Here is a 12,651-nt window from a genome sequence, read left to right as displayed (position 1 = left end):
ATAGGGTAGACTAGTACAGATTGCTTTTTGGCAATGAGTAGGTAGGTGTTGTAAATGTTTAAAGACAAACCGACAGACATGCCGCGCAAAGATTGGATCTGGAAAAAGTTTATTAGTAATGGCAATTTTGAAAATCAGGGTGCTTTACCGCCGCAGATTGCGGACTCCTGGCTAAGGTGTTCTCAGATGGAGCTTAATCCGGATGATGGCCGGGCTCAGAACATTCTCGAACATACAGCTGTCCGTATGTTACTGGAAAAAAATCAAGAGATCATCAATATTGCCAAGCCGTTCATGGCCAATATTTACGAGTTTTTTCGCAACTCGGGCTTTATTGTTGTATTGGCAGATGCCAACGGCTATGTCATGGAATGCTTTGGCGACAGAGAAGCACTTACAAGTGCTAGGAAACTTCACTTTGTCCGGGGGGCAAGCTGGCAGGAATGTGATGTGGGAACAAATGCAATTTCTGTCGGGTTAGTAACTGGTAAACCTGTACAAGTTTCAGGAGCAGAACATTTTTGTTTAAGGCATCACTGGTGGACTTGTTCTGCAGCTCCTATTTTTGGAGTAGACGGTGAGATTATAGCCTTTCTCGATTTATCAGGACCGGCTCAGGCCGCTTATTCTCACACCTTGGGGATGGTTGCGGCAGCTGCTAATGCTATTAGCACACAAATTGGAATTCAGCAAAAAAATTATGAGCTTTTGCTTATGAATAAGCACTTATCCAGTATTTTCAACACAATATCGGATGGTGTGATTTTATTTGACCGGTTTGGCCGGGTAAAAGAGTATAATCTCATAGCCCAAAAGCTATTGGGAAAGAACGGAGAAAAGCTAACTGGAACTCAAGTACAGACGCTGTTTCGGAATAATGACCAATTAATTCAAAAGATGCTCAATGGAAAAGAAACATACGCTGACATAGAATTTCAGACAGATGGCCGGATAGGGCCTAAGCGTTGTGCTGTATCCGGGGAAATAATATTTGATAAGCAAGGCGGCATAAATGGCGGTGTCATCATTTTGCGGCCTGTTGAAAAGGTGCATAATCCGGTTAACCGCCTGAGCGGTCATCATACAGCTTTTACCTTTAACGACATTCTGGGAACCAGTGCCTCGCTCTTGGGTACTGTTCAGCAAGCGTCCATGGCTGCGGCTACTTCATCAAATGTTATTTTGCATGGCGAGAGCGGCACCGGTAAGGAAATGTTTGCACAGGCGATTCACAATAAAAGTGCGAGGCGAAGTGGTCCTTTTATTGCTCTGAACTGCGGCGCAATTCCCCGGGAGTTGGTCGGCAGTGAACTGTTTGGCTATGAAGATGGTGCTTTTACCGGGGCCAGACGTGGTGGCAAGCCTGGCAATTTTGAGTTAGCGTCAGGCGGCACGCTGTTTCTTGATGAAATAGGTGATATGCCTTTGGAACAGCAAGTGGCCTTGCTCAGAGTACTGCAGGATAAACGGGTTACCCGGATCGGCGGTAATAAAGTCATACCGGTGGATGTGCGTATCATCTGTGCTACTAATAAGGATTTAAACAAATTGGTTGCAAACGGAACCTTTCGGCAAGATTTATATTACCGGTTAAATGTATTTAAAATTGAGATCCCGCCGTTACGAAACCGGAGGGAAGATATCGAATTATTGTTTTGTCATTTCATCAGCCAAATCGGATGTGAACAAGAAAGAAAGTTTATAATTAATGCTAATGTACTGGAATGTATAAATAGGTATACTTGGCCGGGAAATGTCCGTGAGCTGCATAATGTAGCTGAAAGAGCCTGCCATATGGCCGAGGATAATACTATTTCCCTATTGTGTTTACCGTCTGAGTTACAGTGTTCAAAAGACAGGTATGAGTACAGGGCGACCGGAAATAGAGAAATTAAGCAGAGACTGCTTGAGGAAGAGCTCGAGAAAATCAGGACACTGCTTGAGCAGGAAGGTGGGAACATAAGCCGTGTAGCCAGTGAATTGGGTATTGCCCGTAGTACGCTCTATCGCAAAATGAGGAAATATTCAATTTGCTGAGCAATTATGTTTCAAAGTGTAGCGGGTACTACGGCAACGCTACAAAGCGCTACAGTGACTGCTACATAATTTTCAGTGCGCCAGTAGGAGATCTGATCCTGCACTTAAAAAGCTGATATTTCTGAATAGTGATTATAAAGGGAACTGCTGCCCCGGCTGAGGGGCAGCAGTTCCCTTTATTTGGTGTTGGCATAAGATTTGCAATTATAGTGAGATGCAGGGTCATTCTTATAGCTACAGTGTAAAACTTTTAGAACGGAGGTGATAGGGTGAAACGCAAGCGATATGTTGTCGAGATTGGTATGGGGGCTGATTTGCACGGCGGCGATGTTACTAAAGCGGCCCAGCGGGCAGTAAAGGATGCGATGTCAAGAAGCTGCCTCTGCGGTTTATTTGACATTGCGGAAATCCGTGATCCAAATCAGATGGTTGTGGAAGTGCGGATTGGTTGTCCTCAGCCGGAAAAAGTCAGGCTGGATGAGGTAAAAGTGATGGTGCCGTTTGGCTCGGTAACTGTAGAAGCGGTATTAGGGGGGATTGATGTTAAAGGCCTGCACCTACCGTCGTTAGGCGAGGGGGATACCATTATGGTAGCTGTAGCGGCGCTTACTGTGTCTGTCGATTTATCCTGAGACTAACCCGCTCTAAGACTCCCATCTTCTACAAGTGGGAGTTATACCCCTACGGGCACAGGCGAGCGGCTAAGCCCCTGGATAAGGGCGACTAACCTTCAGATAGGGTTAAAACCCCACCTGAAGCTAAGTCTACTTTACCGCAAATGGATTAGGGTTAATGCCATGTTGTATTTATATTAGAATCTGGAGGGAGAATTATGGAACTTACAAAGGAGAAATTACTTGGTTTTTATGAAACCATGCTGACCATAAGAGCCTTTGAAAGCAAGGCTGTAGAATTGTTCGCCGATAACCAGCTTCCGGGATTTGTTCACCTCTATCTTGGTGAAGAAGCAGTGGCCACCGGGGTTTGTGGCAGTCTGACAACCAAGGACTATATCACCAGTACGCATCGCGGTCATGGTCATTTGCTTGCTAAAGGCGGCAAAGTGGATCTCATGATGGCCGAATTATTTGGGAAATCAACAGGGTATTGCAAGGGAAAAGGCGGCTCTATGCATATTGCCGACGTTGAATTAGGTATCTTAGGTGCCAACGGCATTGTGGGTGCCGGGCAGCCCATTGCCGCGGGTGCCGCCTTTGCCTGTAAATATAAAAACACGGATGCAGTAACCGTATGTTTCTTCGGTGATGGAGCTTCCAACCGCGGCACCTTCCATGAGGCTTTTAATATGGCCGCCATCTGGAAGCTTCCACTTGTCTTTGTTTGCGAAAACAATATGTATGGTATTTCCAACTGCCAACGCGAACATATGCGGGTAACCGATGTTTCTGACCGGGCTGCTGCCTATGGGGTACCTGGTGTCACAGTAGACGGCAATGACGTAATTGCTGTGTACGAAGCAGCCGCCGAGGCCATTGAACGGGCCAGAAAAGGAGACGGGCCCAGCCTGATTGAGTGCAAGACCTGGCGGTGGCGTGGTCACTTTGAAGGCGACCCCGGTGCTTACAAAGATCCGGCAGAACAAGAGGCCTGGCTCAAGAAAGATCCTATTCCCAGATTCGAGCAAAAACTTGTGGAGCTTAACTATGCAACCCAAGCAGAGCTGGCAGAAATTAAGGCCAAGGTGGAAGCCCAAATTGATGCAGCCATTCGTTTTTCGCAACAGAGTCCGGATCCCACGCCGGAAGACGCTTTGACTGATGTTTACGCGGAATAATCTAGTTGAGGAAGGGTGAAATCGGATGAAAGAAATGACATATGCAGAAGCCATTCGCGAGGGAATGCGGGTAGAAATGAAAAGAGACCCCAATGTGTATATCTGGGGTGAAGATGTTGGTAAATTTGGCGGCTGTTTTGGGGTAACCAGCGGCTTATTTGAAGAATTCCCCGGCAGGGTCCTTGACACTCCCATTAGTGAGACAGCCATTGTCGGTGCGGCTGTAGGAGCGGCAGCGGCCGGGCTGCGACCCATCGCCGAAATCATGTTTGTTGATTTTATGGGCGTTTGTATGGACGAATTATTCAATCAGGCTGCCAAAATGAGATACATGTTTGGCGGCAAAGCCAAGATACCTATGGTACTGCGCACTCCCTGCGGGGCGGGAATGGGAGCGGCGGCTCAACACTCTCAAAGCATGGAAGCCTGGTTTACTCATATCCCTGGTATAAAGACGGTCATGCCTTCTACACCGGCGGATGCCAAAGGCCTGATGGCGGCGGCTGTCCGTGACGACAATCCCGTTATGTATATTGAGCATAAACAACTGTTGGGTGTAAAGGGAGAAGTGCCTGAAGGTGAATATGTTATTCCGCTCGGCAAAGCTGACATAAAGAAAGAGGGCTCTGATGTCACCATTGTTGCGTGGTCCTGGATGGTTCATAAAGCACTGGCTGCTGCCGAAGCGCTTGCTCAGGAAGGGATCAATGCCGAAGTGCTTGACCCCCGTACGCTGGTACCTCTTGATACAGAAAGCATTCTCAAATCGGTAGGCAAGACCGGCAAGCTGGTTATTGTTCACGAAGCAGTTAAAACCGGTGGTTTTGGTGGTGAAATTGCGGCCATTGTGGCCGAAGACGGCCTTGATTTGCTGGATGCGCCGATTAAACGGGTCGCCATGCCGTTTACTCCCATTCCGTTTAGTCCGGTACTGGAAAACGCCGTTATTCCCAGTGAAGAACAAATTGTCGCGGCAGTTAAAAGCCTGTTCTAAGTCATAGATAAGGTGGTGAGGAAGTATGGGGCATGTCGGTATAATCGCTAACCCGGCATCTGGTAAAGATATCCGGCGGCTTGTTGCTTACGGGACTGTCGTCGACAATCTGGAGAAAGTAAATATTGTCCGGCGTCTTATCCTAAGCCTGGCTGCTACCGGAGTATCCAGGATCACATATATGCCCGAGTACTATGGGATTGTAACCGGGGCCATGGAGAGTATCTGCCGCCAGCATCGGCCTGATATAGAAATTTCAGCCGCTGATATGTGTATGACCGGTACGCAGATCGATAGTTTTCAGGCTGCAGCTGTTATGGCAAAGAGCGGGGTTCGCTGTATTATTACACTTGGCGGTGATGGAACCAACCGGATGGTTGCAAAAGGATGCAGCCATGTGCCCATTCTTCCTATTTCCACCGGGACAAATAACGTTTTTCCTACCTTTGTTGAAGGCACTATCGCCGGATTGGCGGCTGCCGTAGTAGCAAAAGGGCTGGTAACAGGAATTCCGGCGATAAACCACAGCAAAAAGTTGAATATCTATAAAAATAATCAACTGGTGGATATTGCTATTGTGGATGCCGTAGTTTTAAAAGATACCTTTATCGGTTCACGCGCAGTCTGGGACGCTTCAAGAATAAAACGCATTGTCGTGACCCGGGGTGAGCCGCACAATATTGGAATATCTTCGATTACAGGGAATCTATTACCGGTATCCCCTGGTGACGCCTGCGGGGTTGAGCTTGAGGTAGGCACAGGTAACCTTCGATTGCGCGCACCCATTGCTCCCGGCCTAATAGCCTGTATCCCGGTCAGAAGCTACAGAGCTATTAAAATTGGTGAAGTTATTGAAATCGCTGAAGCTTGCGTAATTGCATTGGACGGAGAGCGGGAAGTCGAAATCCGCGAGGGCGAAAAAGCACAGATTGAGTTGACTTTTGACGGCCCCCAGGTGATAGATGCTGAAGCGGCGTTACAGGCAGCCGTAAAGCAAGGTTACAGCTACATAAAGTAGACCATATATTCCGCAATAAAGAAACTGGGAGGCGCAGGTGGGCCTGCCAAATGTTTAGTACGTTGTAGAAAATGTTCAGCACAAGGAGGAGCACTATGGCAACAGAAGTTAATATGCCGAAACTAGGCCTGTCCATGAAAGAAGGCACTGTAGGCAAATGGCTGGTTAATGAGGGAGATACAATCAAAAAGGGCGACGCATTGCTCGAAGTAATGACAGATAAGATTGCTAATAAAATTGATGCCCCTGCCGATGGGGTTTTGTTAAAAATCGTTGCCAATAAGAAGGCAAAACTGCCGGTCGGTGGTCTCCTGGGGGTTATCGGCAATGCCGGGGAAGACATTACCGAACTCTTGAAAAGAGCTGCCGGCAGCACTGCAAAGACTGCACCTGCTGCTAAAGCAGGAGGCGGACAACCCGCCAGAACCGCAGTGGTTGCTGCGCCGGGAACCAAGGTGAAAATTTCACCGGCCGCCCGGGCCTTGGCTGAGGCCAACGGAATTGACTACACGGTAGTTGCCGGAACAGGCCCCGAAGGGAGAATTGTAAGGGAAGATATTGAACAGGCCATAGCCAACATGAGTACAGTAACCGATGATCGCGCCGTTATTGAAGTCATACCTTATGAGGGCATGCGGCAGGCAATCGGTGAAAACATGGCTAATAGCTGGGCAGTAGCGCCTAAGGTTACCCACCATGTCGGTATTGACTTAGCGGCATTGCAGGCTTTGCGGGCCACTATCAATGCCGATGTCAAAGACACAGAAAAAATCTCGGTAACCGATATTCTGGTGAAAGCGGTAGCTAAAGCGCTGCAGGCTCACCCCAGGATTAACTCGACCCTAATCGGTGAGGAAATCAGAGTTTTGCAGGATATCAATATCGGAGTGGCCATTGCCATCCCTGACGGGTTAGTCGTACCGGTCGTAAAAAATGCCGGCCAAAAGAGTTTGGCCGAGGTAAGCAAGGAAGTTAAGGATTTTGCCAAACGGGCCCGGAAAAATAAATTGGATCCGGAAGAAATGACGGGTGGGACCTTTACCATTACCAACCTGGGCGGCTATGGTTCAGTGGATTACTTTACTCCTATTATTAATCAACCTGAATCCGCTATTTTAGGTGTTGGCCGGACGGTCAGGCAGCCTGTTGTCCAGGGGGAGCAGATTGTGATTAAACCAATCATGGGTTTATCTCTGGCATTTGATCATAGGGTGATTGATGGCGCACCGGCTGCAGAGTTTTTGGCTATGCTAATTAAACTGATTGAGCAACCCCATAAGATCTTTATATAATCTTTACTTAATAAATAATAGAGAAAAGGCAGGGAGATACAATGGCAGGAGATTGCATGGATTTAGTAAGTGAACTGCAAGCTGGCATGGGGCAGGTACAAAGTGAGAGCCCTGAGCTTATGGCAGCCTTTGTGCAGATGGATCAGGCGGCTTATGTGGAAGGGGAATTGGAGCGCAAATACAAAGAACTGATTGGTATCGGCATTGCCCTTGCCGTGCGTTGTGAATACTGTATGAACATTCATGTTAAGAATGCCTTGGCCGAAGGAGCTACCAGAGAAGAGATTTTGGAAGCGGCAGCCGTTGCCGTAGCTTTTGGTGGTTCACCGGCTATGGCTTACTTATCTACTACTCTCATGAAAGCGCTTGACGCTTTCGAGTAGCTGCAGTTGCCGGTATGAATACAGACAGACCGCAGTGGTTGACTCTGCCAGTTCCTGAGGAACTGGCGCTCAACCGGATGAAAGAGCTATTGGACCAGGGCAGGCTGCACACCGTGTGTGAAAGCGCCGATTGCCCCAATATCGGCGAATGTTTTGCCAACAAAACATGTACATTTATGATCTTAGGCAACCACTGTACCCGCAATTGCCGTTTTTGTGCCGTTACGCATGGAATTCCGGCGGCAGTCGATGCTGACGAACCCTATATGCTGGCAGCAACTGCCCGGCATCTTGGGCTAAAACACGTTGTTATCACTTCAGTAACCCGTGACGACCTTAGTGATGGCGGGGCGGGACAGTTTGCTGCTGTGATAAGAGCTGTGAGGGAACAGTTGCCGAATGCGGGTATTGAAGTGCTTATTCCGGATTTTAAAGGAAGTTTTGAGGCGCTGCAAACTGTACTAAAAGCTAAACCCGACATTCTTAATCATAATGTTGAGACTGTTCCCAGACTGTATTCCGGCGTCAGGCCACAGGCCATCTATGTGCGGTCATTAGAACTAATAAAGAGAAGCAGCCAAAGGAGAGAGGGGATATTGACCAAGTCAGGATTGATGCTGGGGCTGGGGGAAGAAATGGATGAAGTCATTGATGTAATGCACGATTTGTACAAGGCTGGCTGTAATATGCTGACACTGGGACAATATCTTAGTCCGTCGCCGGAACATTTACCTGTTGTGGAGTACATTCACCCTGATGTTTTCAAATGGCTGGAGCAAAAAGCTTTAGGAATAGGCTTTAGTCAGGTAAGTGCCGGTCCTATGGTGCGTAGTTCCTATCACGCCGGCTATTCCTTTGCCGGACTGGTACCGTATCAACCCTAATCCTGTGGCGTGAGAAATGGTCTGATATGAGGAGGGATAGGATGCTTAAAGCTGCTTTTATTTTTGTTGCACCTGAAGCTGACAGCAAGCAGCATCGGTCAGTTATAACTACACCGGCGGTGGAGCTGACCGTTGTGGGGGTAAGTAATGTTCAGTCTGCACGAGCGGTAGTGGAAGAACTTGTTGAACAAGGTATAGGTGCTATTGAATTATGCGGCGGGTTCGGACATGAAGGGGTGGCAGCCGTAAAAAAAGCCGCCAGCAAGAAGGCTGTTGTCGGCGTAGTACGGTTTGATATTCATCCCGGACTGGAAGGCAAAAGCGGCGATGATGTTTTTTGAGAGAAAAAATTAGTCGTAAAGACTGCCTGTTATTCCAGTTAGGCCGTCTGCCTTATACTGCGGCCTGGCAGATACAACAGGAGTTTGCCATGGCACGCCGCAGCGGCTCTGGCCAGGATACCTTGCTGCTTGTGGAGCATCTGCCTGTCTATACGATGGGACGGTCTGGCAGTAAGACAAATGTTAAGGTTTCTGATGAAATGCTGTCAGCTGAAGGGTTGGAGGTCATTGAAGTCGATCGGGGTGGTGATGTAACTTATCATGGCCCCGGTCAACTGGTAGGGTATCCCATTTTGGACCTTCGGGGTTACAAACAAGACCTGCACTGCTACTCAGAGATGCTCGAAGAAGTCATTATCAGGACCGTGGCGTGGTATGGAATTAAAGGCTACCGGGAACGCGGACTAACCGGAGTATGGACCGATACTGGTAAAATTGCCGCGATCGGTATTGGCGCACGCGGCTGGGTAACCATGCACGGTTTTGCCTTGAACGTACATCCTGACATGAGCTACTTTGGATTAATCAACCCTTGTGGGATTACCGATCGCCCGGTTGCGTCCATGCGGGACTTTGGTGTTGAAGCCAATCTTGCTGAGGTTGGCAAAATCCTGGTTGAGCAGTTTGCCGAAGTTTTTAGGGTAGAATTTTCGGCATTTAGCCAGGAATGTTTAGGGCCGGAGCTACTGAGTCGGTACGGAGGACGTCAGCCATGAAGCTATATCGGCTGGGGGCCATACCCTGGGATGAGACACAAGCCATTTATCATGCTTTGGCACAAAATCAACAGGAAGGGCTGGTGATTTGCCGCCCTTCTGGCCGGTGTGTTTGCCTTGGGTTGCATGACGATTTAGAGCAGGAAGTTAACATGAAGTATTGCCGGGAAAACAATATACCGGTTATCCGACGGGATATCGGTGGCGGGATGGTACTGCTCGCCGAGGAGCAAATCTTTTTTCAATTGGTATTACGTGCTGACAACCCACTTCTAAAAGGACAGAGAGAAGCATTTTTTGTGCAGTTTTTACACCCTGTGGTAAAAGTATTGTCTGATTTTGCTATTACTGCTTCCATAAAACTTCCCGCCGATATTGTAGTTAACGGCAAAAAAATATCCGGGAATGGGGCGGGCGATATTAATGGGTTTTCGGTATATACAGGTAATATTTTATTGGCCTTTGACCGGCCAGCCATGGCTAATGTGCTTAATGTCGCCAGTAGCCGGTTTCGGAAACAGATAAAATTATCTATGGAGCGGTATTTAACAACCATGGGAGAAGAACTAGGCTATCTGCCGGATTATGAGGCAGTGGAAGCGCGGTTAGTACATCATTTTACATCATGGCTGGACCTTGAACCGGGAGAATATACGCAAGCGTTGAGGACGACTGTCAGGGGAGTGACAAAGTACTTAACCAGCCCCGACTTTTTAAGTTTGCCTGGTAAGCGGACCAAGGTGCGTCAAGTAAAAATCAACGAAGGAACGTATGTCCGCCTACACCCGTTTCCACAGTGCATCAAGACAACGGCTGCAGGTCAAAGTGACTGCGGCAATAGGCACGGCGGGCCTTGCTTAGGCTATGCTGTCCTGGTAATCCAGAATAATAAAATAGTTGAGTTTGAAAGCCAGGGGCTAACCTGTCTGGAGAAATACAACATAAGCTTACTGGCAGCTTCTCTGGCCGGATGCTGTTGGCAGGAGGACGATGTTAAGATGGTTTTGACGCAATGGCTCCACAAGGATGCAAGTGGCGCAGTAAAAATATTTAGAGACACATTAGCCGATTGGATATTAGCTACCTAGGATGCATTACACCTAGTACAAATTCTGTAAGCTAAATATTGATAGAAGTTGGGAGTGGTCTTAGTGTCGCAGTATGACATTCCAAAAGGACTTTATTATACAAACGATCATGCCTGGGTAAAGGTGGAAGGTAACCAAATTCGTATTGGTATAACCGACTTTATGCAAAAACTGGCAGGAGAGATTACCTTTATCCGTATCCCCCGTGCGGGGAAAGCACTTGCAGCCGGGGCAACGCTCAGTTCCATTCAGTCCGGCAAATGGGCCGGGAAAATTCAGGTGCCCATGGCGGGGAAAGTCGTAGAGGCCAATAGCGAATTGCCAGCCAATCCAAAGTTGTTAAACAGCGACTGCTATGGCGCAGGCTGGATTTGCGTTATGGAGCCCGACGATTTGGCAACAGGACTTAAAGGACTAATTCATGGTGATGATGCCGATAAATTCTTTACCGAGGAACATGCCAAGTTTGCAAAAACTTAAGTAGGCTAAATCCAACCTTTTATCCGATGACTAATCCGCTCTAAGACTCCCTCTTCTCCAAGTGGGAGTTAAGAGCGGCTAAGTCCCTGGATAAGGGCGACTAACCCTCAGGTGGGGTTAAAACCCCCATCTGAAGCTAAGTCTACTTTATGAGGAAGGAGTATAGATATGGACGCTCAGACAGTGGACAGATTAAAGCAAATGTATGGGGATCGCGCTGCTACAGATTTGTTTGAACGAGGGTTTTATGAGCGGGATCTGGCACCTGTACCGAATTTTTTAGTTAAGCCTATTGCTGATACACTGCCGGATATAGTAATCAGACCTAAAAGTACCGAAGAAGTAGCTGCCATTGTTAAGACGGCTGCCGTACAAAAGATTCCGGTGACCACACGGGCCGGGGGCTCTACCGTTTATTTCAATACCGTCTGTACGCGTAAAGGCATAGTGGTAGATATGAATGGTATGGACGGTTTATTAGCCATAGACAAAGAAAATAACATGGTTCGAGTGGAAGCAGGGCTTACCTGGTGGAAACTGGAACGCGCTCTAAACAGAGTTGGCCTGGCTACCTGCTCTTACCCAAGCAGCGCCCAGGCGGCTACCGTTGGTGGCTGGCTGGTAATGATGGGCTATGGGCTTGGCAGCTTAAAGTACGGTTCGGTCCTGGAACAAATTAATTCAGCTCAGGTAGTCTTACCTGACGGTAGTGTAAGAGAATTGAATGCAACAAGTGAGCCGCCTATTTCCTGGTTTGCCGCTTCTGAGGGAACCTTAGGAATTGTGACGGAAGTCGGACTGAAAGTGCGGCCGCAGCCGGAGCATGAGTGGCATGGTTTGGCTGAGTTTGAAAATGCCGAACAAATGCAATGCTTTATTGAGAGTGCGGTAACACTAGGCAATAAACCTTTCAATCTGCATTTCAGTGATCCTGGCTGCAATTTGCTCAGACACCGGTTGGGGATGGCCAGTCCGCAAGCCGCTGCTGCCTATACGGTTGCATTTGATGCCGATGGTACAGAAGCTGAAACTATTGCGGCCTGCCAGGACTATGAACGCTGTTTACAAAAGGCAGATGGCGGTGATTTGGGGGAAGAAGCCGGTCATGAGTGGCAGCACCGGTTCTTTTCTTTAGTCCTGAAGCGGGAAGGTCCATCCCTGCTAGGGGCAGAGATCTGGCTGCCTATTTATAATTTGGCAGATTATTTGTCAGATGTGGCTGATTTTGAAACTCAGAAAAGCCTGGGTTTAAAAAGCTACGGACATGTTGTGACACAAAAACATGCCATGGTCATGACCATGTTTAACGCCGATGAACGCGATACCATTGGCTATCTGCAGGGGTTGGCGCTGGTAAAAAAACTACACGATATTGGCGCCAGACATGGCGGTATACCTTACGGAATAGGGTTATGGAATACACCTTACTTAAAGAGGTGCCAATCGCCAGAAGAACTTGCAGAACTTAAAAAACGTAAAAAAATGCTTGATCCGCATAATATTATGAATCCCGGTAAGCGGTATGAGCCTCCCTTGCTGCTAAAACCAGCACTCTTTGGTCTGGGGATGGATTTGTTGGCAGCCACTACATTGGTATACAAGGGAAAGGAAGGGAGGAAATAA

Annotated in this window: 13 protein-coding genes; all 13 read left to right on the top strand. The window is 48.0% G+C overall.

Going from position 1 to position 12,651, the window contains the following annotated elements; all coding sequences use genetic code 11:
* The first annotated feature begins 54 nt into the window (after positions 1-54).
* The 13 genes from SRRS_RS18345 (at position 55) to SRRS_RS18285 (ending at position 12,651) form a co-directional block, all read left to right on the top strand.
* On the top strand, positions 55-2,037 hold the full coding sequence (locus SRRS_RS18345; RefSeq protein ID WP_371362540.1) for a sigma-54-dependent Fis family transcriptional regulator: 1,983 nt from the start codon (positions 55-57) through the stop codon (positions 2,035-2,037).
* Positions 2,038-2,306: 269 nt separating this feature from the next.
* Positions 2,307-2,669, top strand: coding sequence for a Lin0512 family protein (locus tag SRRS_RS18340; protein ID WP_371362539.1), 363 nt, complete (start codon positions 2,307-2,309; stop codon positions 2,667-2,669).
* A 200-nt stretch (positions 2,670-2,869) separates the two neighbouring features.
* Complete coding sequence (locus SRRS_RS18335; RefSeq protein ID WP_371362538.1) at positions 2,870-3,832, top strand: thiamine pyrophosphate-dependent dehydrogenase E1 component subunit alpha; 963 nt, start codon at positions 2,870-2,872, stop codon at positions 3,830-3,832.
* A 25-nt stretch (positions 3,833-3,857) separates the two neighbouring features.
* A complete protein-coding gene (locus tag SRRS_RS18330) occupies positions 3,858-4,826 on the top strand; it encodes an alpha-ketoacid dehydrogenase subunit beta (protein ID WP_371362536.1) in 969 nt (322 codons plus the stop codon).
* Between the two features lie 25 nt (positions 4,827-4,851).
* Positions 4,852-5,844, top strand: a complete 993-nt coding sequence (locus tag SRRS_RS18325; protein WP_371362534.1) for an ATP-NAD kinase family protein — start codon at positions 4,852-4,854, stop codon at positions 5,842-5,844.
* Positions 5,845-5,939: 95 nt separating this feature from the next.
* Positions 5,940-7,136 (top strand): dihydrolipoamide acetyltransferase family protein, encoded by a 1,197-nt coding sequence (locus SRRS_RS18320; protein WP_371362533.1) that lies wholly within the window; start codon positions 5,940-5,942, stop codon positions 7,134-7,136.
* A gap of 56 nt (positions 7,137-7,192) precedes the next feature.
* On the top strand, positions 7,193-7,519 hold the full coding sequence (locus SRRS_RS18315) for a carboxymuconolactone decarboxylase family protein (RefSeq protein WP_371362531.1): 327 nt from the start codon (positions 7,193-7,195) through the stop codon (positions 7,517-7,519).
* Between the two features lie 14 nt (positions 7,520-7,533).
* Positions 7,534-8,403: a lipoyl synthase gene (gene lipA, locus SRRS_RS18310; RefSeq protein WP_371362530.1), complete on the top strand. Its 870-nt coding sequence runs from the start codon at positions 7,534-7,536 to the stop codon at positions 8,401-8,403.
* 41 nt (positions 8,404-8,444) lie between these two features.
* A complete protein-coding gene (locus SRRS_RS18305) occupies positions 8,445-8,744 on the top strand; it encodes a DUF6506 family protein (RefSeq protein WP_371362529.1) in 300 nt (99 codons plus the stop codon).
* On the top strand, positions 8,741-9,460 hold the full coding sequence (gene lipB, locus SRRS_RS18300) for a lipoyl(octanoyl) transferase LipB (protein WP_371362527.1): 720 nt from the start codon (positions 8,741-8,743) through the stop codon (positions 9,458-9,460). Before SRRS_RS18305 ends, lipB begins: the two co-directional genes overlap by 4 nt.
* Positions 9,457-10,548, top strand: a complete 1,092-nt coding sequence (locus SRRS_RS18295) for a biotin/lipoate A/B protein ligase family protein (protein WP_371362526.1) — start codon at positions 9,457-9,459, stop codon at positions 10,546-10,548. The genes lipB and SRRS_RS18295 overlap by 4 nt, the downstream gene beginning before the upstream one ends.
* Positions 10,549-10,611: 63 nt before the next feature.
* Positions 10,612-11,028: a glycine cleavage system protein H gene (locus SRRS_RS18290; protein WP_371362524.1), complete on the top strand. Its 417-nt coding sequence runs from the start codon at positions 10,612-10,614 to the stop codon at positions 11,026-11,028.
* 168 nt (positions 11,029-11,196) lie between these two features.
* Positions 11,197-12,651, top strand: coding sequence for an FAD-binding oxidoreductase (locus SRRS_RS18285; RefSeq protein ID WP_371362522.1), 1,455 nt, complete (start codon positions 11,197-11,199; stop codon positions 12,649-12,651).

Source organism: Sporomusa rhizae, assembly GCF_041428845.1.
Lineage (GTDB): Bacteria > Bacillota > Negativicutes > Sporomusales > Sporomusaceae > Sporomusa > Sporomusa rhizae.
Note: the sequence above shows the minus strand (reverse complement) of the source record. Positions and strands in the feature narration are given on the sequence as shown.

Bases quoted from the DNA above. Each gene is read 5' to 3' on its own strand.
- lipA (WP_371362530.1), top strand. From the start codon at position 7,534: ATGAATACAGACAGACCGCAGTGGTTGACTCTGCCAGTTCCTGAGGAA.
- SRRS_RS18315 (WP_371362531.1), top strand. From the start codon at position 7,193: ATGGATTTAGTAAGTGAACTGCAAGCTGGCATGGGGCAGGTACAAAGT.
- SRRS_RS18295 (WP_371362526.1), top strand. From the start codon at position 9,457: ATGAAGCTATATCGGCTGGGGGCCATACCCTGGGATGAGACACAAGCC.
- SRRS_RS18335 (WP_371362538.1), top strand. From the start codon at position 2,870: ATGGAACTTACAAAGGAGAAATTACTTGGTTTTTATGAAACCATGCTG.
- SRRS_RS18320 (WP_371362533.1), top strand. From the start codon at position 5,940: ATGGCAACAGAAGTTAATATGCCGAAACTAGGCCTGTCCATGAAAGAA.
- SRRS_RS18325 (WP_371362534.1), top strand. From the start codon at position 4,852: ATGGGGCATGTCGGTATAATCGCTAACCCGGCATCTGGTAAAGATATC.
- SRRS_RS18330 (WP_371362536.1), top strand. From the start codon at position 3,858: ATGAAAGAAATGACATATGCAGAAGCCATTCGCGAGGGAATGCGGGTA.
- SRRS_RS18305 (WP_371362529.1), top strand. From the start codon at position 8,445: ATGCTTAAAGCTGCTTTTATTTTTGTTGCACCTGAAGCTGACAGCAAG.
- SRRS_RS18285 (WP_371362522.1), top strand. From the start codon at position 11,197: ATGGACGCTCAGACAGTGGACAGATTAAAGCAAATGTATGGGGATCGC.
- SRRS_RS18345 (WP_371362540.1), top strand. From the start codon at position 55: ATGTTTAAAGACAAACCGACAGACATGCCGCGCAAAGATTGGATCTGG.